This window comes from Erythrobacter sp. SN6-5, assembly GCF_057364945.1.
In genome coordinates this window covers 2,236,462-2,258,187 of the sequence record NZ_CP200282.1, presented here as the reverse complement: position 1 = coordinate 2,258,187, position 21,726 = coordinate 2,236,462, and the positions used below count along the sequence as shown (strand labels likewise).

Genomic DNA, 21,726 nt, shown 5'->3' with positions numbered 1-21,726 from the left:
CGAAACAGAAAGGCGTTGTAGGGATCGAGCATCGTGGCCGTCTTATACCCCGCGCTCATCGATCAGGCGCAAAGGCTTTTGCCGCTTATCGATTTCGGTCACAGCCGCCGTCCCACCCGGTTCGCACAGGGCGATTTCCACCTCAACACCGAGGCCTTGCTTCAATGTCTCGGCGAGCGCGGCCTGATCCGTCCCGCCCTTGCTCTCCAAGGTAACGCGCATGGAATCGCGCTGGCTTGCATCGCGGGTCAGATGGCAAACATACTCGCCGGTCAGATCCGGACGGTTCTCAATGATTGCCCCGATGGCATGCGGGAAAACGTTAATACCGCGCAGTTTGACCATATTGTCGCTGCGTCCGCGGAAGCCCGCGATGCGTTTGAAAGCGATCTCGCCCTGCCCATCCAGTTCATGCGTGATGTCGTGGGTGTTGAAGCGGATGCAGGGCGCTATGTCGTCCTTATACAGACAGGTGACGACCATGTCGCCCGTCTCACCGAGACTAACCGGCGCGCCGTCATCCACGCCCAGCAGCTCAAGGTATTGTGCATCTTCCCACACATACATGCCATTCCGGTCTGGCCCCTCGCCCGCGATGGAGCCGGTATCACCCACGCCGTACCAGTCATATGCCTTCGCTCCATGCCACGCATCTTCGGTGGCCTGGCGATCTTCGGTGCCAAGATGCCCAATAATCATCTTGATATCGATCTTGTCGAACAGACCCAGTTCTTCCGCAGTGCCTGCAAGCTTGCGAATATAGTCGACAAAGCCAACCACGCAGGTGACACCGAAATCGGCCATCAGCTGGACCTGATTGACGCTGCGTGTTTCAATGCCGGTTCCCGCCGACAGGAAGATCGAATTGGTAAACTTGGTCACGCTTTCACGGATGTAATGCCCGCCATTGATCATACCGTGGCCATAGACTGAATGCACGACATCATCGCTGTGCAGGCCCATCCAGCGGTACATCCGGCCAACCAGCAAATTTCCGACCTCGCGCCCCTTTGGCCCGAACATCAAAACCTGCGGTTTGCCGGTTGTGCCGCTGGTCGTGTGAAAGACGACGGGTGGACGCGCCGTCGGATCACCCATGCCGTGAAAATCGCCATAAGGCGCATGTTCGGCAATCGAGGCCATGAGGTCCGTCTTGTCGTAAACCGGCAGCTTGGTGATATCCGCCAGCCCTTTAATGTCGCCCGGCTCAATCCCCTGCGCACCCCACAATCGCTGGTAAAACGGCACCTGCCAACCTTTGACCATCAGTTTCTTAAACTGCGCATCCTGCAACGCGAACAGCTCATCACGACTCATGCTTTTGTAGCGCGCAACGAACTCTTCACCGACGGGATAGTCAGCCAGCATCTGTTTATGATCGAGCGCTTCAAAGTAAGTCGGGTATGTCATTTAGGATCCGTGAAATAGGCAAGTGGATTGTCGAAAGTACGGGCATCGGCATCGGCTTAGCGCCAGCTCACGCGCGAAATCGATTTTCGCCTGCGTCTGGGCGGACGAAAGTGGGTTATCCGGGCTGCCGAGCGTGTGCTCGACCGAATGCGTTTCTGAGCTACCATCGCTGCGCGTGATGGTCAGCGACTGCGGAAACAGAGCATTGCCATCACGAGTGCCATCGTCGGAAAGGCTCACCTTTGCAGCAATCGCAGCGAGTTCTGGATTGGCGATGTCGGCCGAAGTGAAGCGGCGCGGATCAACCCGGCCATCAATCAGCATTAGCGCCGCCAGATAAGGCATGCAGAGGCGAGCCCAAGCTCGGCGTCATGTCAGCGGAATAAGCACGATCAACCAAGCGCCTGATCAGCGGCGGGCAGGCCAGATTAACCTTCGCAATCTGCGTAGGATCGATTGCAAGCTCATTGAGCTTACCCAGAGCTGCGTGGCTCGCTCGGCCCGATGGGAACGGTTTGGTGCTGACCTCGGCAATGCGCCAAACCTTACCGAGATTTGCCGTGTAGCGTGCCAAATCACCATCTTCGAACAGGGTGTAATAGCCAAACGGCCCTTCTAGCGGGTCTTTAGGGCCAGAGAAGCCAGCCCTAGCAAGATCGCTCGCCGTCACGGCAGCGCGCGCAGCGTTGGCAATTTGAAACGGCAAGGTTTCGCTGCCCTCGACATGCGCCTGCATCGTGCCGAGCAGCGCTCGAATAGGCAAGGCCCAATACTTCGTCGATTGGCGCGCCGTCAATCCGGGCGACCGCCACCGCTGCGCCCATCACGCCGCAAACTGCCGGTCGGAAAAAGCGCATTGCACTGTCGACGCTCAATCCCAGGCCAGAGGCGATATCGACGCCGATGGAAAGCGCGACCAGTGCCTCTTCCGGATCGCAGCCGCCTCGCCTATCGATCGCCGCACCTAGTGCCGCAGTCACTACGCTCATCGCATGGACAACCGCCGGTTCGTGCACCGCGTCCCACTCAAGACAGTGAATTCTGTAGCCGTTGACGAACGCTGCGGAGGGCGCAGGCAAACGCTCCGATGTACCCAACAAGCGCGCCTCGGCACCGCTACCGAACTTCTGTGCTGTGCTAAGGATCGCCGGTTCACCCGGCGCATCAACCGCCGCCGCTCCAATCGCGAGCGTATCGCCTAGGAGACGAACCGATGCGTCGCGGACATCCTTCGGGAGTATATGCTCAGCCGCTGCAAATCTAATCAAATCAGCTGTGTGTTTGGAAGGCGCGCTCACGTCAGCCACTCCTGCAGCATCGTATTGATCGCGTCGCCATCATTGCCGTGCAACGCCAGATCAACCGCTTTGTCAGCATCCGCTTCAGAAAGCCCGCCCCAGGTCGCCAGCGTGTGCATCTTGGCAATGATTTGATTTTCGGAAACAGGTCGTTCTGGATCACCTAAAGTGTCGACCAGTTCAAACCCATTCACACGCGCGCCGAAATGCGCTGGATAGCGGGCTGTGATTGCGGAATTTTCGGCCACAGTTACCTGAGCACGAAGTTCAGATAGCTCAGCAATGGCCGCCTCGGTAAAGTCTTCTGGTCTGGCTTCACGCCCATCAGCCACAACCGCAACCGCATGTTGGAGCGAGAATTTCGCCTCATGTTCTGTCTGCGGATCGGGCCGGTCGCAGAACGTCAGTGCATCACCAAATGTTTCAACAACAAAGGGCGCCTCAAGTTTTCCAAGCGCCCGCAATTCCATCGCTGCATCAATCGCCGGATGAGCATGACGACAGGCAGCAAATGGCTTGAAACTAACCTCATCGATCAGCCAGCCAGCGCCGTTCGACACAAGTTCTCCAGGCTGCTGGGTCATTGCCGCGAACAATCCTTGTGGACCTTCCAGAATGCCATGCGGACCGGTTGCGCCATGCTGCACATGCAACGCTGCATCACGCCCAGTGCGAACCGCGTGATAGATGTGCCACTGCTTGGTCAGCACATCATCATGTCGCATATGCCACAGCCCGCCGGAAACCGACCCAGCATTGCCCAGCGCATGCGCATATTGGGCGGGTGAAAACTCGAGCAGCGAACCTGCGGCGGCGGCCGTGCCAAACACACCCATCGTCGCTGTCGGATGCCAATGCGCATAGTGCTTCGCATCGAATGCCGCACCAATGGCGATCATCGCTTCATAGCCGCGCACTGCCGCGTGAAGCAGCGCGTCCATATCACTGCCGCCGATACTCATCGCCGCTGGCCAGATCACGGGGCCGGGGTGCAGTAAGGCCGCGCGGTGGACATCATCCATCTCCAGCACATTTCCAAGATATGTGGCGCGTTCCCAGCCTTTTGCAGAAATCTTGCTGCCCACCTGGCGAGCCCGACTATCGCGCGCACCAGCAACACAGGCGAGCCAATCGAGAAGGTAGAGGCGCGCACGCTTTTTCTCGCTATCGGGGACGATGCGCGCTAGCTTACGCGCTAGATTCACAAGATGGGGTTCGCTCAAAGCCTTGAACCCCGCGCAGGGACTGGGAGAGATCGTTGGCCGAAACCGCCGCTACCGTCAAAAGCAAGACGCCGCGCTACATGCAGGTAGCTGGTGAATTGCGGGAAGCGATCCTCGCCGGACGATTCGCCGAAGGTAAACAATTTCCAACCGAAACAGCCCTTTGCAGCCAGTTCGACGTCAGCCGTTTTACAGTTCGTGAAGCGCTTAAGCGGCTGCAAAACGAAGGTTTGATTGCGCGTAAGCATGGCTCGGGCACAATCGTTCAACCGGCCGCGGCGCGCGGCGGAGCCTTGCATCAACCCTTGTCCAATGTTGGTGAGCTTCTGCAATACTCGCGCGAAAGCGAAGTTGAATATACCGAGCGTGATTCCGGCACTCTGCCGCACGGTCGTGGCTGAACAGATTGGTGAAGATACTGACGGAATTTGGCGCCGCTTCCGTGGTGTGCGGCGGCAAAGCGCCAACACGCCGCCGATCGCCGTGACAGACGCCTATTTTCACGAAAAACTCGGCGACGCTGTTGATGAGCTCGATTTGGCGGCGGGAACATTGTTCAGTCAGATTGAACGGATTGTCGGCGTAACAATTGGGCGAGTGACGCAAGACATTCAGGCGATCACAGCGGATGACCGCGTCGCTAACTTCCTCGAGATCGATGAGGGGGAGCCTGTTCTGCGGATCATCAGATGTTATCTTGACCCGCGGAGTAGCGTCTATGAGATCTCTGTAAGCCATCACCCCGGTGATCGCTTCGCTTACGCGATGCACATCGACCTCGATAGCTGAAACGCTCATTTTTCGCCCAATCCTGGCACTGGTGTGGGTATGAAGGGCTCATCACTAAAACGAATTGGCGAGGCAATATGATGCGCTCCATCGGACGCTTCGACTAGCAGGCCGCGTTCGGCAATATGTGGTTCGTCGAGCGCCTCACGGAAATCGAGGACCGGTGCGAAGGCCACGTCTTTGTCCGCGAACCATGAAACCCATTCGTCGCGCGACCTGGACGAAAATGTATCCTGTAAGAACTGGATCAACTCGCCCTGCTCGCCCGCTTCGCGTTCGGCATGAATGATCAGGTCTTCGCGGCCCAGTGCGGTCAGCAGGTTGCGCGCGAACTTAATTTCGCGTCCTCCCAACGCAACGTGCTTTCCATCACTAGTGTTGTAGACTTGATAGAAGCCAGCTCCGCCCAATGATCGCTGACTTTGCGAGACAGGACTTCCCCGCCTGCGATCGCGCCACCGGCGGTATGCGCACACCATGGCAACAGGCTGTCGAACATCGCGCAATCGATATAGGCGCCCTCCCCCGTGCGATCACGGCCGACAATCGCCATCAGAACCGCTGAAAGCGCGGTCAGACCAGCCGCCATGTCTGCGCTAGGCGCGCCCGGGACAACCGGCGTTCCGTCGGGGCCATCGTTCACCGAAAGGAACCCCGCCAGCGCTTGGACCGCCATGTCGTGCGCCGGATGATGCGCCAACGCGCCATCCTGCCCAAAGGCGGAGATGGAGCAGTAGACGATGTCGGGTTTCAGTGCCTTAACGCTGTCATAGTCAAAGCCCAACCGCTTCATGACACCTGGGCGAAAGCCTTCGACGAATACGTCGGCTTCTCGGCAAAGATCCACCAATTGCGCTTTGCCATCTTCGCTCTTGAGGTCGATGACAACGCTTTCCTTGCCGCGATTGAGATTGGCGAACCACACGGAATGACCGGCTTCACGCGGTTCCATAGCTCGCGCAGGGTCCCCTGCTTTCGGCTCGACTTTGATCACCCGTGCGCCATGATCGGCCATCATGACCGTCATCATCGGACCAGGCAGAAACTGCGTCAGATCGACAATTGTAATTCCCGAAAGCCTGCCCATCGCTGATCAGATAACCCCGCCAGCGCGCAGCTCAGCAATCGCATCCTCATCATAACCGAGCTCGCCGAGAATATCGTCGCTATCAGCGCCCAGCAGAGGCGCCGCGCGATTGGGAAGGCGCTGGCCATCAAGTTTAATCGGGCTGGCGAGTATCTGGATATTGTCCCGCGCCGGATGGTTGACACTATCCCGCATTCCGATGGTCTTCAGCCATGGGTTGTCCATCGCGTCGCCCAACTCGTAAACCGGGGCGACCGGCACAAACCCGGCGAGCAATTCCTGCCAATGCGCCATCGGGCGCTTAGAAAATTCATCGTCAAGCAGTTGAGTGAGCACTTCCCGGTTCGCCAAGCGGTCGGCATTGCTCGTGAAACGAGAATCATTGCGTAAATCTTCGCGGCCAATTCGATCGACAAGGATGTCCCAGAACTTCGGCAATTGGCACATCACAAACATCCAGCCATCGGATGCCTTGAACATCTGGCTGGGTGTCGCCGTAGGGTGCGCACTGCGCGGCGTACGAGCGGTCTCATCGCCTTCATTCATGTACCATAGCGCCGGATAGCTGGTCTGATGCACCGCCGCCGACAGCAGATCGGTGTCGACATCGCGCCCTTGTCCGGTTCGCTGCGCGTCGACCAGCGCTGCCAATAGGCCGATTGTGAAGATTGTACCGGTCATGAAATCAACCATCGACAATCCCATCCGCTGCGGTTCGCCGCCTGGCTCGCCCGTCATCGCACAATAGCCCGCTTCGGCTTGCATCAGATAGTCATAGCCCGGCCATTTCGCACGCTCATTATCTCGCCCATAAGCCGACAGATGAGCGCAAACGATAGCAGGATTAACATCCTTCAGCGCATCATGGGTCAGCCCCAATTTCTCAGGTAAGTCCCCTCGCATATTGTTGGCCACAGCATGACTGGTCGCGGCCAATTCGCGCAACACCTGTTGACCTTCATCAGTGCGAAGATCGAGGGTCAGCGATTTCTTGTTAAGGTTGAACGACTGAAAATACAGACTCTCGCCCTTTTGCAGAAAGTGCGGACCCACAGCGCGCGCCGTATCGCCCCCACCTTTGCCGTCCTTCCTAGGTGGTTCAATCTTAATCACTTCCGCGCCAAGTTGCGCGAGATGCATCGTCCCATATGGACCAGCACCATATTGCTCGGCGCTGATTATACGATATCCGGCTAGGGGTAGCGACACGCTCATGAGAACCGGATCAGACCGGGTTCGCTTTGAGGTGCTGTTTAGCGATAATCATCCGCTGCATTTCGTTGGTCCCCTCTCCAATGCACATCAGCATGCTGTCGCGATAGAAGCGTTCAATGTCGTATTCCTTCGAGTAGGAATAGCCACCGAAAACGCGCATCGCCTCTTGGCTGTTTTCGACCGCAGCTTCAGAAGCGAAGTATTTCGCCATGCCCGCTTCCATATCGCAGCGTTCACCGGAATCGTAAGCTTCGGAGGCATCGAGCGTGAGCAGACGCGCGGCGCGCGCGCGGGTTGCCATCTCACCCAGTTTCAACTGGATTGCCTGATGCTGGGCGATGGGTTTGCCCATCGTTTCGCGCTGCTGCGCGTATTCCGTCGCGAGCCGCAGCGATCCCTCGGCTAGCCCAACACCGCGCGCGGCCACATTGATGCGGCCGAGCTCAAGCCCGCCCGTTGCCTGGAAGAAACCCTGACCTTCAATGCCGCCGATCAATTGATCAGCCGGGATGCGATAGTCCTCCATTACCAGCTCAGCGGAATCGATCGCCTTGTAGCCGAGTTTCTCAAATTTCTTGCCAGTCGTCAGCCCATCCCGCTTATCGGCAATGAACAGGCTCATGCCCTTATACCTTGGATCGGCACCCGGATCAGTCTTCGCAAGCATTGCGAAGCACTGACCATTAAGGGCGTTCGAAATCCACGTCTTCGTGCCGTTGAGCACGTAGTCATCGCCATCGCGCTTCGCCACGGTGCGGATCGCCTGAAGATCGGTACCTGCATTTGGCTCAGTCAGGGCAAGGCCGCCCCGGATCTCGCCGGTCGCAAATTTCGGTAGCCATTTCATTTTTTGTTCTGGCGTGCCGAACCGCTCGACCGCAGCCGCCATGATCAGGTGAGAATTGAAAATACCAGTGATAGCCATCCAATAGCTGGAAATGCGCATCACAATCTTGGCATAGGTCGTCGCTGGCAGGCCCAGGCCCCCATATTCCTGACCGATCGTGGCGCCGAACAGACCCATTTCTGCCATCTGTTCCACAAGCTTCTCTGGCCACAGATCATTGTGGTCGTGATGCTGAATCACCGGGATGACTTCCCGTTCAAGCCAGCGGTCGATCGCGTCCATGAAGGCCTGTTCTTCATCGGGATCAATGGTACGTATTTGATTTTCAAGCACTGCAGCGGTTGCCATGGTCAATTCCTTAAGGGGTCAATTTAGTCGTCAAGGCCGCCAAAGCCGCGCTTCCAAACAAGCACGGTGCGTTTGTAGTGGCTCACCATGTCTCCATGCTGGTTCTTGGCGATAGTTTTGAAAGTCACGATGCCTTGTTCAGGACGGCTCTTGCTTTCACGTTTTTCCAGCACTTCGCTCTCGCAATAGAGCGTGTCACCCACGAACAAGGGCTTGGTCATGCGAACTTCGTCCCATCCGAGATTAGCGATCGCCTTACCACTGGTATCGGAGACACTCATGCCAGTCATCAGTGCAATAGTGAACGGACTAACCACTAGTGGTTTGCCGAATTCAGTATCCTTTGACAGCTCATAGTCAAAATGCGCCGGATGGGTGTTCATCGTCAGCAGCGTGAACCACACATTGTCCGCATCCGTGATCGTGCGGCCCGGGCGGTGTTCGTAAACATGACCCTCTTCGAAATCTTCGAAGTAGCGACCCTGAACCTCGCGAAAGCGCCCAGGGGCAACTTCAATAACACCGTCACGCATTTGTTTGCTCCTCATGCCGCGCAATCACCGCGCGGTATTTTTTGATAAATGGTGCCTCAAGCATCCGTCCATTAAATCGAATGGCGCGCCCACCGCCCGCCTCATACGCCGCCAACGCTTCGCGCGCTTCGGCCACTTCGGCATCGCTGGGCGCAAAGGCAGATTTGATCGCGGGCAGTTGGCGCGGATGGATCGCAGCCTTGGCAGCAAAGCCAATCGATTGCGCGCGGGCGCATTCATCCGTCAGGCCAGTCTCGTCATCTAACTTGATATATGGCACATCAATTGCGGGCTTGCCCGCCTCTGCGCAGGCCAGAATGACTTGCTGACGCGCTGTCAGCAGCGGCTCCCAAGCGAGCTCCACGCCAAGCTCTCCGGAGAAATCGCCGCCGCCAAACATCAGTGCTGCAACCGCATCATGAGAAGCGATCTCAAGCGCGTGACGCAAACCCTTTGGCGTCTCAACTAGTGGTACCAACGCAGGACAGCGATCGCCAAGCACTCCGGCGATAACGGCAACCTCAGCCGCGCTTTCGACCATCGGTACCAGCAGCGTGTCAGGCAATGCCTCAGTGTCGGCCAGCACCGCAAGATCACGAACCCCAGCAACGGTCGGCACAGGATTGATCCGGATTGCCCAACCATCCTTGTCCTCAGCAATCTGTCCCAAAGCCGCCTCTCGCGCGCTCACTTTGTCATCCGCGGCGACCGCATCTTCAAGATCGATCACCGTCAGATCGGCACCGCCAGCCTTCGCCTTATCAAAGCGATCAGCCCTGGAGCCGGGAACAAACAATAAAGAAGCTGCAGAAAACAAAGAATCATCAACCCGTTTTGCCGACGCCAAAGTCCGCGCCATTTTGTGGCTTCACAATTTGTCCGGACAAATCTAAAGTCAAGCAAGAAATGCAAATTTGTCCGGACAAATTTCGTTTTTGGGAGAACGGAACTATGGCTATCTATCGTTTTTTGACTGGAATCGGCGTTGCGGCGCTGCTTGGCGCAAGCTCTTTCGCGAGTGCGCGGACGCTGGATCCTTCCGTTCCCGAAGACGCTGTCGAAATCTCTAAGAGACTGCAATGCGGCGTGTCAGCGGATGAGCCAGCCGTCTATCATTGGTCCGGTAACATCTACGGACGCTCGCCTGGCATTCGCGATAAGCTCTTGTTCAAAGGCGAAGGAATGAACATCCGGCGCTGTGTTGAGGTGGTGGATGCCGAGCGCGGCACCGGCTGGCGCCTTATCAGCCGAGAGATCATGTTGATGCTAGATCCTCAGACCGGCGAAGTCGTCGATAAATGGGAGAATCCGTACACGGGCAAGACGGTCACCGTGATGCAAATCCACAATGATCCAGTGAATAGCCGCAGTCCCACTTTCCCGCGCGGAACAGATGGCACGCCGTACACCATCAGTACACTACGTGAAGCGGGGCCCTATGTTTTCATGCCGTTCGAAGTTCCGCTTTTCTACACCAATCCGCTGGCTGGCGATTATCAAGAATATGTTGGTGGCAAATATCATGCGATGGAAATTTTCGACTTCGCCGCGCTGAAAGATGAATTGTTCGATTCTACCGAACCCACTGCCTATCCAATGATCAGCTGGGTGCGCATTTCCGGTTGGGCACCTTGGATGGAAATGGGCGGACGACCCGGCCAGATGGTGTTCAACGCGATGGGCCGAAAACTGCCTGGTGGGTTTGAAAAATTGCCCGACGTGCTCAAAAACGAAATCAGAAAAAACTATCCGATCTACGAAAATGCACCGCCGAAAGATGACACTCGCCCTAACGAGACGACTTGGACCAAATTCAAACTGCTGACCGACCAAGCACGCGAGGTAGGCGGAGACACTCAATCCGCTGGCGGGCATTAAGTTCAATGCAAGCTGATCGTCGCAGTTTTCTGAAAGGGAGCTCTGCGGCGATTATTGCGGGGGCTGCCCCGCGTGCCGCCTGGGCAACGACCCAAGCCGATGTCGCGATCATCGGTGCTGGCCTTGCCGGACTTAACGCAGCGCGCATTCTAGAGCGTGCTGGTGCCCGTGTTATCGTAGTTGAAGCAGAAAACCGAATTGGCGGCAGGCTTCATACGCTCGACGATCTGCCCGGTGCGCCTGATGCGGGCGGCATACAGGTCGGTGCGGGCTATACTCGTTTGCATGCAGTTGCAGACGAATTGGGTGTGGCGCGCCAGACCGGCACCGGGGCAGGCGTAGGCCGCGGCCAGATGCCGGGTAACCTGTATCACGTGAACGGGACATCCACACCAAGCAGCGGTTGGAGCGAAAGCTCAGCCAACACACTGAACGCGGACAAGAGAGCAAGCGAGCCCGCAACGCTCTTAAGGGCCTATTTCGGGGAACTTCCTCAATTCAGCGCTCCCACCGATTGGCTAAACGCGCCAGCGGATCAAGACATATCGATACGGCAGATGCTGCTGCAAGCAGGCGCAAGCGCAGAAGAGCTGCGTTTGATAGAGACCAACCTCAACGGTAACTCCCTTTCAGGAATGTCGCAGCTTCATTTGGCGCGGACGCTGGCAATCTTTCACGCAGGCGTTGGAGCGGTTTCGACAATTGTTGGCGGCGCCCAACGTCTGCCTGAAGCAATGGCCGCAAACCTTACAGAGCCAGTTCGGAAAAACACGCTCGTTTCGGCGATCGCAGAGGACAATGGCGGTGTTACACTTCGCCTTTCCGATCACGCCATCCGCGTACGGTATTGTATCTGCACAATCCCATTCTCGGCGCTCCGCCACATACCCGTCGCTAGCAACCTAACGCCGCCCCTGGCCCGAACGGTCGCCGATCTGCCCTATACGCGTGCCAGCTTCGCCTACATCAGCGCCCGCAGACCTGCATGGCGTGAGGACGGAATGCCAGATACGCTTTGGACGGATGATCCGCTGATCGGAAGAGTTTTCGTGTTGGGCGATGAACCCGCGATGCTAAAGCTCTGGACAACAGGCGCAGGTGCCGATCTGCTTGACCGTTTGCCGCCTCATGTCGCCGAAAAACTCATTGTCGAAAGGCTCGAAAATATGCGCCCGTCGCTGCGTGGGCAGTTAGAGAACGTGCAGCTTTATAGCTGGCAGAAATCGCCGCACGCACGCGGAATCTATCATCATATTGGTACGGGTATGGCCGCTGATCTGGCCTCCGCGACGCAGTGGGTGGGCCACCGGCTGCACTTTGCAGGCGAACATCTAGCGCAAGCGACAAGCGGTATGGAGGGCGCGCTTGAAAGTGGGGAGCGCACGGCCCATCTGGTTGCAGGCCGCCTTTAGAACTTTATCCCTGACACAGGTCTTAAAAACCGACTGTTCATTGACCTATCAAAGCAAAAGGGCTCAGCGACATGCTGAGCCCTCCCCAAAATCTCTTTCAACCTTACCGCCTCAAAACGCGACCAGAATTGATAACGAACGGTCGCATCAATGCGGCGGCCATGGTCGGCATGTGGTTCGATGAGGTGCAGCTAACCAAGCGTTAGTGCACCTCATCGATAAGGTTCTTGCCGTTTATGACAACACAAAGGCGGCGTTACCGGAACGTGTAATTCAACCGGATGCCGAACTGACGGCGATCCCGCAAAATCACACGAGCACCCTCCCGGCCAAAGTTGAAGAAACCGCCTGGCAAGGTACGCGTGCCGAAGCTCGTATCAGCAAAGTTTTGTGCAGAAGTCGGGGCATCTTCATCCAAGAGATTGGTCACAAAGAACTCAATACCAAGGTTCTCGCCTCTCAAACCTGCACGAACATTGATATCCGTTGCTGGTTCGACAGTCGCCACATTGGCATTGCTGATAAAGTACTCACCGGTGAAGAACAGATCACTTCTGATGAACCAGGTATCAAGCATGTCACCCAGCCCGTCAAAATTGTCTTCAAACAGCGTACCTAGTGACAGTGATATCGGAGGAAAGCGTGGTGCCTCCTGACCCGAAATATCGGCATCTGCGCCAAAGATATCGCCGAAATCCCCGCTGCCCGCGCCTTCTGGGAAGCTGGCAATTGTCGCATCAATATAGGCGAATGAACCCTTCACCGAGAATTGGTCGGTGATTTGGATAGCTGCATCCAGTTCTACGCCATAAATATCGGTCGTCGCCCCGTTGGAGATGAAGTTCACCGTCCGCTGAGGATTTGGAGCCATCGGAGTGGTATCGGTTACAACCTCGATCGAGTTAAATATCTCGTCGCTGCGCCTCATATAAAACGCCGCGAGATTAACCGCGATCCGTCCATCAGCTGATTGTTGCTTCCACCCAAACTCGTAGTTCCGCAACTTCTCTTCGCCGAATACAACGGACGCATCCGGTGCAAGCGCAGCCAGCTCTGCAAGCTGCACATCATCCAGTTGGGCAATTTCCGCATTAAAACCACCTGGCAGGTTGCCCTCACTATAGGTCAAGTAAATGGTGGTCAGGCTCGACGGCTGATACCGCAATGTAGCGCGTGGCAGAAAGTTCGAGATGGTCGCTGGCGAAATAGGGTCTGTAAGCCCCAGATTGGCCTCGTCTTCAAAGATCTCGTCTTCTTGATAACGACCTTCGAGTGTGATCGAAAACTGATCACTGATCTCATAATCGATCAAGCCAAAGACACCGATCGTCTCCGCACCAGAGACAAACGGGGTCTCGCGGAAAATGTCCCCAAAGAAGATTGGGAAAGAGAAGAAGTTCGCTGTGCCCCCCAATTCTTCAATGTCGATATCGACATAACTCGCGCCAGCGATGAGCGTGAGCCGATCCTCCAGGAAGCTCCCTTGGAACCGCCCTTCCAGTGTTAGATCGGTCGTTTCACGAGCCGAGAAACTAGTGAACGAAACATCCGGTGTGAGATCAAAGTCTGTATAAAACCCGAATTGCTCCTCGTTATATCCCGCAAGGAAATTGAATTCGATGTTGTCGCTCAATGCAATTGAGCCCTGCGCACTGAGGCGAATAGAATCGAGATTCAGGCCAAAATCGTCGACCGTCGTCGGATTGTATTTGAAGTCAAAAATTGCATCGCTCGGATCAGAGCGTGCATCATCCAAGAAGCCAAGAAACTGAGCAACCGCGTCCGGCCCAGAGTTTTGCCCAATCGCCGCCAATGGTGGCTGGGTGATTTGGCCACGAAACACAGATTCAGTACGCGAACCAAAGGCTGGCTGGCTGCTGTCGGTCAGATCCACCGACCCATCAGGATTGATCAGGAAGCCGCCAAAATTGTGCTGTGCAGTACCGAAAAATGCCGCCGCCGCAGCCGGACCATCGTCAATCTCTTGATAAGAACCGCGAAGTTTCAAGCGAAAGGCCGATGACGGTTCGATCAGCAGCGTTCCGTTGACTGACCATTGTTCCTGATCGCCCAGTCGCTGGCCTTCTACTGCAGCATTGTCGAAATGACCGTCTTTGGTGTCAAAGCTACCGCCGACACGAAAACTCAGTCCATCAAGGATTGGCCCTTCGATGCCGCCTGCAATCCGATATTCATCGCGTGTGGCGAGGGTCAAGTCGAGATCCGCGCGGAATTCGTCGCTTGGGTCTTTCGTCACATAGTTGATTGCGCCCGCAAAGGTATTGCGTCCGAACAGGCTCGATTGCGGTCCCTTAATCACCTCGACGCGCTGAAGTTCGTTAACGCCGATGGTCTCAATACCGCCGCTAAGATAGACGCCATCAAGGAATACGGTTGCTGTCTGCTGTAGCCGGTCTCCACTCAAAACAGAGATACCGCGAAACCGAGGCGTGCTGTTGATACGCGCTGGACCGTTCACGTTGTTACCGCTCGGTTCGACAAAGGCACCGGGAGTTGCCTTGGTGATTTCGGTGATGTCGGTGAAGCCGCCTTGCTCAAGCTCTTCCTGGCCTAGGACAGACACGGCCAACGGCGCATCGAGAAGTGTCTCTTCTTTCTTACGTGCGGTAACGATGATGACGTTGCCATCCATAAAGCCTTCTTCACTAGCAGCGGCATCATTATCTTGTGCGAATGCCGCAACAGGCGTGATCATCGTCGCTGCCAACAGAGCAGACTTCACCATGCGTTTCATTTACGTTTCTCCCTAAACAAGCAGGCCCAATCCCCTAGGCGCTATATCAAGAGAATATTTGTCCAGACAAATTTGTCCAGACAAATTTACCCACCGCCCTGATCGCGCAACCTGAGTCACATTCCTGTTGCCTCAATGCAACGGTTTGACGTTCCCGAGAAAGGCCGTGACAAGAAGCAGCAGGTAAACAGCCCAGACCCAGACCCGCGTTTTGTTCATCGTTCTGAGCAACGGGATCTCCGTCGCATCGCTTGAACCTTCTTCAAGAACGGCGGTCAATTGCTTGCCAACCGGCTTGAAGGTCACATCAATCATGATGGCGGCCACAAAAATGGCGCCAAACAATAATGCTTTCCAACCCAGCCAGTCTGGCTGAAGCGGCGCATCTAGCAATAGGCTCTGCCCTCCAAGCCAAAGGTAGAAAGCGCCGACAACCCACCGAAGCCAACCCTCAACACGCCTGTTGCGCACCGCTCGTGGGGTCTGATCATGCCAGTGAGAATCCCACACCAGCCAAAGCCAGAACAATCCCACTGCCCACGCACCCCATAGAAGCAGTGGTGGTACATCCCACCAATTCCCGGCGTCGACGACACTGAGTGACAGCGGCACCATCAACGCCCATGCGCTGCGCGGGGTCATATCGACGAGCACCAATAGTTTGAGCAGCGCGACCCGTTGATCCAAAGAATATTCGGTCCGTTTGCGAAAGTGCTGTCCAAGCAGGAAAACCCCGACATCGGCGCCAAGCCAGAGCACAAACAAAAGCAAATGCACGTATACGAGAACTGCGTAGGGCGTAATCGAAAGGTCCACTGGTTACTCCGCCTAATCCCAGCACATGCCGGGAAGCACGCACGCATAAGAGATGGAAAATTCACCTATGCAAATAGTCGAAAGTTACTCAACAGACCAGAGTTGTCTGGACAAGTTTTCCACCCCATAAGTAAGCGTCGCCTCCGGAATCACTCGCGAATCCAATGCATTAAGGCCGCCAAGGTTGCACTTGACCCGCGTGAGCAAAAGAATCCCGGTTCGCTTGACCCAAATTTGGCGCTAGAGATGGCCACCATGACAACACCTGCACCCTATGCCGCCGTAGCCATGCAATTGACCGCACGCGCGGTCGAGCCATTGGATGATGATGCAGCACGCACAGCTATGCTGGCGCATATCAGCGAGATCGAGACACAGATCAGAACCTCGTCGATCTTTATTGCGCAATATGCCGGGGTTCCCGTCAGACTGGCGGTCCTGCCCGAATATCTTTTCACATCCTATCCAGGCCGGATTTCACTCCCGGATTTTGCGGCCAAGGCTGCGTGGGATGCCGGCGGTCCAGAATATGAGGCGCTAGGCGGCGTCGCACAGCGACTAGGCATATTCATTTCGGGCAATGCCTATGAACGCGATGCGGCCTTTCCCGAATTCTATTTCCAAACCAGCTTCCTCGTCGCACCAAACGGAGACACTGTGCTGCGTTACCGTCGCCTGTTGTCAATGTTTGCACCCAGCCCGCATGACGTATGGGACGCCTATCTCGACCGCTATGGCATTGACGCGGTGTTTCCTGTTGCTGAGACAGAAATTGGCCGCATAGCGGCAATTGCGAGTGAAGAAATTCTCTATCCCGAAATCGCAAGAGTGCTGGCCATGCGCGGAGCAGAAGTGTTCGCGCATTCATCTTCAGAGATCGGATCGCCGCTCGCCACACCAAAGGATATTGCCAAACAAGCGCGCGCTTTTGAAAATATGGCCTACGTCGTTTCCGCCAATACGGCAGGGATTGCGGGCACTGGCTTACCGCTCGCCAGTGCAGACGGGAACAGCCGCGTGGTCGACTTCCGCGGCAAACTATTATCACAAGCTGGCGACGGAGAGACATTCACGGCATTCGCGGCGATTGACCTTGCTGCTTTGCGTGCGGCTCGCCGTACGCCCGCCATGCTCAATTCGCTCGCCCGCCAGCGCCCTGGCCTATTCGCAGATGCCTATGCCGCCAGCGCAGAGGCATTTCATAGGGCCAACGGGATGATGGAGAGCGGCTCACCAGCGATCCCAGACCGCGACTACTTCAAGCGAGCGCAAGAGGAAGTAATCGAACGCCTTAGCAATGCAGGAGTGATCTAATGCAGCATCGCAATATCCGCGGGAAAATCCGCTATTCATCCGTCAAACCCGGCATGGAGGGGCAAGAACGCGGACGCGAGTGGTTCGCCTTCTCGCACCACGGCGATGGCTCTGTGATCATGCGTGCACAATGCGAGATTGAAGAACCGGATCCCACCGTACTGCGCGACATTACTTATCACATCGGTCCTGATGGTAAGCCACACAACTTGCTGGTGCATCTGACGTTGGGCGACAAGTTTCTCGGGTCAGGATGGATGCAATATGATCAGCGAAGTCGTCAGATCATTTGCGAGAGTTCTGGTCCGTCAATTGGGCGCAATTCGGAAACACGCGAAGCAGGCGAATTCGATGCATTCGGCACGCATCCGATTGTTAGCGACGGGTTCACCACGCGTCTGATGGATGTCAGCAAGGGTCCGCACAAACGCAAGTTTCGCTTCTTCCTCCCCTCACCCGATCATCGCGGCGCGACCGCTCCGCAAATTGCCACGCTTGAGATGGCAATGGAATATGTCGGCGAAGAGCAAAAGAGCGTGGAGGCGGGGACATTTCAGTGCCACCATTTTCGCTATGTCGATGAAACCGATGACGGAATGGGCGGCACGCGGCACCCGGATTACGATATGTGGGTAACAGCAGATGAGGATCACGTTCTCGTCTATGGATCGATCGACGGATATATGATGAACCGCTACGAACTGGTCGAATTGGAGCGGTAGTTTACTGCAAGATTACTCAACTATTTTGCCCTTCACGGTATGCATCAATTGGTAGTGCTTCGCCGGTCTGGATAATTATCGCCCGGCGACGCAAAAATCGCAGCAGGCATTCATCGCCCATCCGGCTTGGTCCCAATCCAGAGGCTTTGCGCGAATGGTTGGTCGCATCCGAGACCATGCTGGTTAGCGCCCCGTCTTGAAGGCTAATTGCGCCTGCCTCTAATTGCATGCCGATTTCGGCGGCTTCGGCTGTCGAACCTGCGAGAACCGCCGCAGAGAGACCATAGTCGGTGTTGTTGGCCTGCACGACAGCCTGCTCAAGATCGTCAAAGACAGTGACAGGCAGAACCGGTCCAAATGTCTCCTCCTGCATTACCGCCATATCCGATGACACATCGGCCATGACCGTGGGGCGCAAATAAACGCCCCCGTCCAAGTTTTCTACTCGTCCGCCGGAAAGAACTCGGGCGCCCCTGGCAAGGGCATCGTCGATCTGCTCCTGCACTTTTTGCCCTTGTGAGGGAAAAATGAAGGGGCCGATATGGCCCTGCCTGGGATCGGGGAAAGTGATTTCGACCGCCTTCGCAGCGTCAGCTAGCGCAGCCAGAAATGGCTCGGCGATCTCTCGCGCCACAAAGATGCGTTCGATCGATTGACATGCCTGCCCCGTGGCCACAATCGAGCTGCGCAGCGCGATGCGCGCGGCCCATTCCGGGTCTGCATTGGCGGTGACGATCATTGGATCTTTCCCGCCCAATTCCAGATTGGCCGGGATCAATTGACGCGCGGCGGCCTCAGCCACCTTCTTCCCAGTCGCAGTGGACCCTGTGAAGCAGATATAGTCGACTTCTTCGATCAAGGCCTGGCCAACGTCCGCGCCGCCCATAACATAAGCGAGCGGGAGCTCTGGCACCTGAGCGAGCACCTCCAGCATAGGCTCCACAAAACGCGGCGTGACCTCAGACGGTTTCACAAGCGCAGCGCAGCCAGCCATCAGAGCAGGTACTGCATCAATATGGCTCAAGACTATCGGGAAATTCCACGGCGCGATCGCTCCGAAAAGCGGAAAAGCAGTATAGTCCGCGCGGATTTCGAAGCCAGGCGAAGCAGACGGTTTCGCTTCGCGATCCAACCCCGCGATCAGTGCTGGCCCGCGCTCTGCCCAGCGGCGCAAGGATCGCGCCAGGCCATCCACCTCAATCGCAGCGATCGCATGGCGTCCCGTGTCGATGGCAAGCGCCTCTGCCAGCTGCGGCGCCGCGGCTTCAACCGCATCTGCAAAGCGCAACAAAACCTGCGCGCGCCCTTCAGGGCCCAGCGCCTCCCATGCGGGTTGCGCAGCTCTCAACCGCGCCGCTTCGGCAGCAATGTCAGCTCGCGAGCTGACGACGAATTCGTAATCCAATTCGCCGGTGCGGGGGTTGCGCGCGCTCATCATTGTCATTGCTGTTCTTCCCATACGGACACAATATCTGCCCCTGGCGCGATCCACGCTTCCGCGCGGCCGCTCAAGTCGGCGAGCAATTGTTCCAACGCGCCGATCCGGAATGGCTGACCGATGATATAGGGCGTGATGTGGATCGGCAGCATCCGCCCGCCCCCTTTGGTATAGGCCGTACCGCACGCTTCCGCCGCGAGCCAATCGAACGCATCCCGCATCATCTGCGCCCAGCCCTCTGCGGAGTGCTGCTGGGTGGCGATGATCATACGGTCGGACAGCTCTGTATTGAGCGGCAGATTCACCAGCCCATTCTTGAAGCGATAAGGCAGCTCATCATTCACCCAGTCGCAGGTGTAACTTAGGCCATGCTCCGCAAGTATATCGGCGGTGCGCCAGCTTTGCGAGCGAGCAATCGACAGCCAGCCCTTAGGCTTCACACCGCTTGCCGCCTCCAGTCGTGCAAGGCTGTCTGCGATAAGCGAGCGCTCATCGGCTTCCGCCACATCACTGGTGATCGTGCCGTTCATATCGGTCGAATGCGCAATTATCTCATGACCATCGGCCAGCACCGCCTCGATCAGCTCTGCATAGCGTTCTGCCACCGCAGCATTAACCGCAAAACTCGCCTTGACCCCGGCCGTCTTAAACGCCTCCAACATGCGGAATACGCCGACACGGTTGCCGTAATCACGCACGGTGTAATGGCGATAATCGGGATAGGGCGTGACCATATGGCCGGGCGCACGAAAGGGCTTGTCCTCTGGCGTAATCGGAAACCATTCGAGGCTGACACACAGCCACACCGCAACCGATTTGCCATCCGGCCATGCAACAGGCGCGCGGTCATGCATGTTCGACCAGCCGTAATAATCGTGGTCATATCCCTCGGCGCGGCGAGGATAGGCGGTGTAATTATCGGGCAAGCTCATTACGCGGCCCTCCCCACTTGCGCTCGCCATGCATCCACAATCTCGCCAGCGCGCGCTTTCCAACAGCGGTGATCGGCTGCGATATGCGCCAAAGCCTCTTCAAACGGACCAATCCGGTGCGGCTGCCCAATCAAATACGCGTGCAGCGGCACGCACATCACTGTGCCAGAGCCGGTCCGCTCGCCTTCCTCGGCCAAACGCTCATATTGCTGGATCAGGCAATCGGCATATTCGCGGCCTGACATGCCGTAGACATTGAAACCATAGTGGTCGTTCACCTCTAGGCTGTAGGGGATTGAGGTAAGCGCACCCTTGGCGACCTTCACCTCTTGCACCTGATCATCATGATAAAGATCACACGTGTAGTGGAAATCATATTCCGCCAGCAGATCCAGCGTGCGCGGCGTATGCGTCAACGCGGGTGCGAGCCAACCGCGGATGCGCTGTCCGGTTGCGCGCTCAACCGTCTCAATAGAATCTTCAATGATCGCGCGTTCTTGGCGCTCTGACATGCCGTAGGAATAGCGCGTGTTATAAATCCCGTGGCTGAAGAACTCCCAGCCGCGCTCCACTCCGTCCGCGACGACTTCGGGATGGTGATCGCACAAAGCGACCGACAGGCTGACCGATCCGGGAAAGCCGTGGCGGCTCATCACATCGGCCATGCGCCAATGGCTGACCCGGTTGGAATGATCGCGATAGGAATAGCCGACAACATCAGGATGCGCCTTGGGCCAGCTCTTGCGGTGCGGGTTCGAAGGCGGATCAATTTCGTAATATTCAAGATTGGGCGCGACCCATACCGCGCAACTTTTACCCTCTGGCCAAGCGATTTTTGGTCGTGCGTTATAGGGGTGATAATCGTAGAGTCCCGGGTCGGCCGCGCCTTCATGCATCAGCGCGCCTCCAGCCAATCGATGACGGCCTGGACCGGCTCAACATCGGCATATTTCAACTGAAGGTCGGTCAAATTCGCAAAGTGATAACTTGCGTGTTTGTCAGCGCAGGTCTCAATCGGGACAATCGTGCGGTATCCGTAAGACAGCGAATCCACCGCTGTCGCCCGCACACAACCGCTGGTTGAGCCGCCGGTCACAACAACCGTGTCAACTTTGTGAAAGGTCAGATAGCTAGCCAGCGGGCTTTCAAAAAAGCTGCTCGGCATCCGCTTGGTATACTGTAGGTCATCTTGGTGAACGTCGCAGCGCGGGTCATAGGCGTGGCGCTCACTGTCATATTTGATGTTCTGCAGGCTGTCCTCGGTATCGGTGCGCGTGCCCCAAACACCGGCATCCGCCGCATCGCCTTTATACGCCACCCGGCTCCAGATTACCGGCATGCCTTTCGCACGAGCCAAGCGGCTGATCTGATTAATGTAATCGATCTGCTTAGGATCTGTCTCATAAGCAGTCTTGAACATGTCGGTACGGGTGTAGGCCTGCTGCACATCAACGTTCACAATCGCCAGTTTTTCGCCAAAGCCGAACTTCTTGCGCGCGGGATTGGCCATGACCTCTTCGAAGAGCTGACGGGCGCTTTTCCCATCTTCGACCATCTTGGTACCAATCAGTTTGCTCATAAAGATACCTTTCGATTCCTCTTTGACAGACGGTAATAAACACGCTTAGAGGCTTGTCGAGTAAAATTTGTCCGGACAAATTATTGACTGTTATAACGCGCCATATCCTCACGATCCCCGCCTCAGGATC

At 56.5% G+C, this 21,726-nt stretch carries 21 protein-coding genes and 1 pseudogene; 6 read left to right on the top strand and 16 right to left on the bottom strand.

Annotated features, from left to right (window positions below):
• Positions 1-42: 42 nt before the first annotated feature.
• The 4 genes and pseudogenes from AC0V6Z_RS11235 to AC0V6Z_RS11220 form a co-directional block, all read right to left on the bottom strand.
• Positions 43-1,410: a phenylacetate--CoA ligase family protein gene (locus AC0V6Z_RS11235; RefSeq protein ID WP_472638576.1), complete on the bottom strand. Its 1,368-nt coding sequence runs from the start codon at positions 1,408-1,410 to the stop codon at positions 43-45.
• Entirely contained in the window at positions 1,411-1,755 is a 345-nt protein-coding gene (locus tag AC0V6Z_RS11230) for an MmgE/PrpD family protein (protein ID WP_472638575.1), read from the bottom strand. It lies immediately after the preceding gene.
• Positions 1,724-2,708 (bottom strand): annotated as a pseudogene (locus AC0V6Z_RS11225) (MmgE/PrpD family protein). The gene AC0V6Z_RS11230 and the pseudogene AC0V6Z_RS11225 overlap by 32 nt, the downstream one beginning before the upstream one ends.
• Entirely contained in the window at positions 2,705-3,931 is a 1,227-nt protein-coding gene (locus AC0V6Z_RS11220; RefSeq protein WP_472638574.1) for an MmgE/PrpD family protein, read from the bottom strand. Before AC0V6Z_RS11220 ends, AC0V6Z_RS11225 begins: the two are co-directional and overlap by 4 nt.
• Positions 3,932-3,966: 35 nt before the next feature.
• On the opposite strand from AC0V6Z_RS11220, the gene AC0V6Z_RS11215 reads away from it, so the two are divergent.
• Positions 3,967-4,332 (top strand): GntR family transcriptional regulator, encoded by a 366-nt coding sequence (locus tag AC0V6Z_RS11215; protein WP_472638573.1) that lies wholly within the window; start codon positions 3,967-3,969, stop codon positions 4,330-4,332.
• Entirely contained in the window at positions 4,325-4,720 is a 396-nt protein-coding gene (locus AC0V6Z_RS11210) for a UTRA domain-containing protein (RefSeq protein WP_472638572.1), read from the top strand. Before AC0V6Z_RS11215 ends, AC0V6Z_RS11210 begins: the two co-directional genes overlap by 8 nt.
• 5 nt (positions 4,721-4,725) lie before the next feature.
• On the opposite strand, the gene AC0V6Z_RS11205 is transcribed toward AC0V6Z_RS11210, so the two are convergent.
• The 6 genes from AC0V6Z_RS11205 to AC0V6Z_RS11180 are packed head-to-tail and all read right to left on the bottom strand — an operon-like array spanning position 4,726 to position 9,597.
• Entirely contained in the window at positions 4,726-5,130 is a 405-nt protein-coding gene (locus tag AC0V6Z_RS11205; RefSeq protein ID WP_472638571.1) for a CoA transferase, read from the bottom strand.
• Positions 5,034-5,807 (bottom strand): CaiB/BaiF CoA transferase family protein, encoded by a 774-nt coding sequence (locus tag AC0V6Z_RS11200; RefSeq protein ID WP_472638570.1) that lies wholly within the window; start codon positions 5,805-5,807, stop codon positions 5,034-5,036. The genes AC0V6Z_RS11205 and AC0V6Z_RS11200 overlap by 97 nt, the downstream gene beginning before the upstream one ends.
• Positions 5,808-5,813: 6 nt before the next feature.
• Positions 5,814-7,022: a CaiB/BaiF CoA transferase family protein gene (locus AC0V6Z_RS11195; protein WP_472638569.1), complete on the bottom strand. Its 1,209-nt coding sequence runs from the start codon at positions 7,020-7,022 to the stop codon at positions 5,814-5,816.
• Between the two features lie 10 nt (positions 7,023-7,032).
• A complete protein-coding gene (locus tag AC0V6Z_RS11190) occupies positions 7,033-8,217 on the bottom strand; it encodes an acyl-CoA dehydrogenase family protein (RefSeq protein WP_472638568.1) in 1,185 nt (394 codons plus the stop codon).
• 23 nt (positions 8,218-8,240) lie between these two features.
• Positions 8,241-8,750, bottom strand: a complete 510-nt coding sequence (locus AC0V6Z_RS11185) for a MaoC family dehydratase (RefSeq protein WP_472638567.1) — start codon at positions 8,748-8,750, stop codon at positions 8,241-8,243.
• On the bottom strand, positions 8,743-9,597 hold the full coding sequence (locus tag AC0V6Z_RS11180) for an HpcH/HpaI aldolase/citrate lyase family protein (RefSeq protein WP_472638566.1): 855 nt from the start codon (positions 9,595-9,597) through the stop codon (positions 8,743-8,745). Before AC0V6Z_RS11180 ends, AC0V6Z_RS11185 begins: the two co-directional genes overlap by 8 nt.
• A 104-nt stretch (positions 9,598-9,701) precedes the next feature.
• Between AC0V6Z_RS11180 and AC0V6Z_RS11175 the strand changes: the two genes are divergently transcribed.
• Together AC0V6Z_RS11175 and AC0V6Z_RS11170 are read left to right on the top strand one after the other, a co-directional pair.
• The gene (locus AC0V6Z_RS11175; RefSeq protein WP_472638565.1) at positions 9,702-10,628 is read left to right on the top strand and encodes a DUF1838 family protein; all 927 of its coding nucleotides are present in this window, start codon (positions 9,702-9,704) and stop codon (positions 10,626-10,628) included.
• A 5-nt stretch (positions 10,629-10,633) separates the two neighbouring features.
• The gene (locus AC0V6Z_RS11170) at positions 10,634-12,040 is read left to right on the top strand and encodes a flavin monoamine oxidase family protein (RefSeq protein WP_472638564.1); all 1,407 of its coding nucleotides are present in this window, start codon (positions 10,634-10,636) and stop codon (positions 12,038-12,040) included.
• A gap of 256 nt (positions 12,041-12,296) precedes the next feature.
• On the opposite strand, the gene AC0V6Z_RS11165 is transcribed toward AC0V6Z_RS11170, so the two are convergent.
• Positions 12,297-14,795, bottom strand: coding sequence for a TonB-dependent receptor (locus AC0V6Z_RS11165; RefSeq protein ID WP_472638563.1), 2,499 nt, complete (start codon positions 14,793-14,795; stop codon positions 12,297-12,299).
• 132 nt (positions 14,796-14,927) lie between these two features.
• Complete coding sequence (locus AC0V6Z_RS11160) at positions 14,928-15,611, bottom strand: hypothetical protein (RefSeq protein WP_472638562.1); 684 nt, start codon at positions 15,609-15,611, stop codon at positions 14,928-14,930.
• 255 nt (positions 15,612-15,866) lie between these two features.
• Between AC0V6Z_RS11160 and AC0V6Z_RS11155 the strand changes: the two genes are divergently transcribed.
• Positions 15,867-16,925: a nitrilase-related carbon-nitrogen hydrolase gene (locus tag AC0V6Z_RS11155; RefSeq protein WP_472638561.1), complete on the top strand. Its 1,059-nt coding sequence runs from the start codon at positions 15,867-15,869 to the stop codon at positions 16,923-16,925.
• Positions 16,925-17,647: a DUF3108 domain-containing protein gene (locus tag AC0V6Z_RS11150; RefSeq protein ID WP_472638560.1), complete on the top strand. Its 723-nt coding sequence runs from the start codon at positions 16,925-16,927 to the stop codon at positions 17,645-17,647. Before AC0V6Z_RS11155 ends, AC0V6Z_RS11150 begins: the two co-directional genes overlap by 1 nt.
• Before the next feature lie 16 nt (positions 17,648-17,663).
• On the opposite strand, the gene AC0V6Z_RS11145 is transcribed toward AC0V6Z_RS11150, so the two are convergent.
• From AC0V6Z_RS11145 to AC0V6Z_RS11130, 4 genes are read right to left on the bottom strand one after another with little or no spacing between them, the layout of a single operon-like run.
• Complete coding sequence (locus tag AC0V6Z_RS11145) at positions 17,664-19,091, bottom strand: aldehyde dehydrogenase family protein (RefSeq protein WP_472638559.1); 1,428 nt, start codon at positions 19,089-19,091, stop codon at positions 17,664-17,666.
• A complete protein-coding gene (locus tag AC0V6Z_RS11140; protein ID WP_472638558.1) occupies positions 19,088-20,017 on the bottom strand; it encodes a polysaccharide deacetylase family protein in 930 nt (309 codons plus the stop codon). The genes AC0V6Z_RS11145 and AC0V6Z_RS11140 overlap by 4 nt, the downstream gene beginning before the upstream one ends.
• Positions 20,017-20,913 (bottom strand): polysaccharide deacetylase family protein, encoded by an 897-nt coding sequence (locus AC0V6Z_RS11135; RefSeq protein WP_472638557.1) that lies wholly within the window; start codon positions 20,911-20,913, stop codon positions 20,017-20,019. Before AC0V6Z_RS11135 ends, AC0V6Z_RS11140 begins: the two co-directional genes overlap by 1 nt.
• Positions 20,913-21,596, bottom strand: a complete 684-nt coding sequence (locus AC0V6Z_RS11130; protein ID WP_472638556.1) for an isochorismatase family protein — start codon at positions 21,594-21,596, stop codon at positions 20,913-20,915. Before AC0V6Z_RS11130 ends, AC0V6Z_RS11135 begins: the two co-directional genes overlap by 1 nt.
• Positions 21,597-21,726: the final 130 nt, after the last annotated feature.

Excerpts from the sequence above, each read along its gene's own strand:
- AC0V6Z_RS11190 (WP_472638568.1), bottom strand. The coding sequence starts at position 8,217 with ATGGCAACCGCTGCAGTGCTTGAAAATCAAATACGTACCATTGATCCC.
- AC0V6Z_RS11135 (WP_472638557.1), bottom strand. The coding sequence starts at position 20,913 with ATGCATGAAGGCGCGGCCGACCCGGGACTCTACGATTATCACCCCTAT.
- AC0V6Z_RS11185 (WP_472638567.1), bottom strand. The coding sequence starts at position 8,750 with ATGCGTGACGGTGTTATTGAAGTTGCCCCTGGGCGCTTTCGCGAGGTT.
- AC0V6Z_RS11145 (WP_472638559.1), bottom strand. The coding sequence starts at position 19,091 with ATGACAATGATGAGCGCGCGCAACCCCCGCACCGGCGAATTGGATTAC.
- AC0V6Z_RS11130 (WP_472638556.1), bottom strand. The coding sequence starts at position 21,596 with ATGAGCAAACTGATTGGTACCAAGATGGTCGAAGATGGGAAAAGCGCC.
- AC0V6Z_RS11155 (WP_472638561.1), top strand. The coding sequence starts at position 15,867 with ATGACAACACCTGCACCCTATGCCGCCGTAGCCATGCAATTGACCGCA.
- AC0V6Z_RS11170 (WP_472638564.1), top strand. The coding sequence starts at position 10,634 with ATGCAAGCTGATCGTCGCAGTTTTCTGAAAGGGAGCTCTGCGGCGATT.
- AC0V6Z_RS11150 (WP_472638560.1), top strand. The coding sequence starts at position 16,925 with ATGCAGCATCGCAATATCCGCGGGAAAATCCGCTATTCATCCGTCAAA.
- AC0V6Z_RS11140 (WP_472638558.1), bottom strand. The coding sequence starts at position 20,017 with ATGAGCTTGCCCGATAATTACACCGCCTATCCTCGCCGCGCCGAGGGA.
- AC0V6Z_RS11230 (WP_472638575.1), bottom strand. The coding sequence starts at position 1,755 with ATGCCTTATCTGGCGGCGCTAATGCTGATTGATGGCCGGGTTGATCCG.
- AC0V6Z_RS11165 (WP_472638563.1), bottom strand. The coding sequence starts at position 14,795 with ATGAAACGCATGGTGAAGTCTGCTCTGTTGGCAGCGACGATGATCACG.
- AC0V6Z_RS11235 (WP_472638576.1), bottom strand. The coding sequence starts at position 1,410 with ATGACATACCCGACTTACTTTGAAGCGCTCGATCATAAACAGATGCTG.
- AC0V6Z_RS11200 (WP_472638570.1), bottom strand. The coding sequence starts at position 5,807 with ATGGGCAGGCTTTCGGGAATTACAATTGTCGATCTGACGCAGTTTCTG.
- AC0V6Z_RS11175 (WP_472638565.1), top strand. The coding sequence starts at position 9,702 with ATGGCTATCTATCGTTTTTTGACTGGAATCGGCGTTGCGGCGCTGCTT.
- AC0V6Z_RS11195 (WP_472638569.1), bottom strand. The coding sequence starts at position 7,022 with ATGAGCGTGTCGCTACCCCTAGCCGGATATCGTATAATCAGCGCCGAG.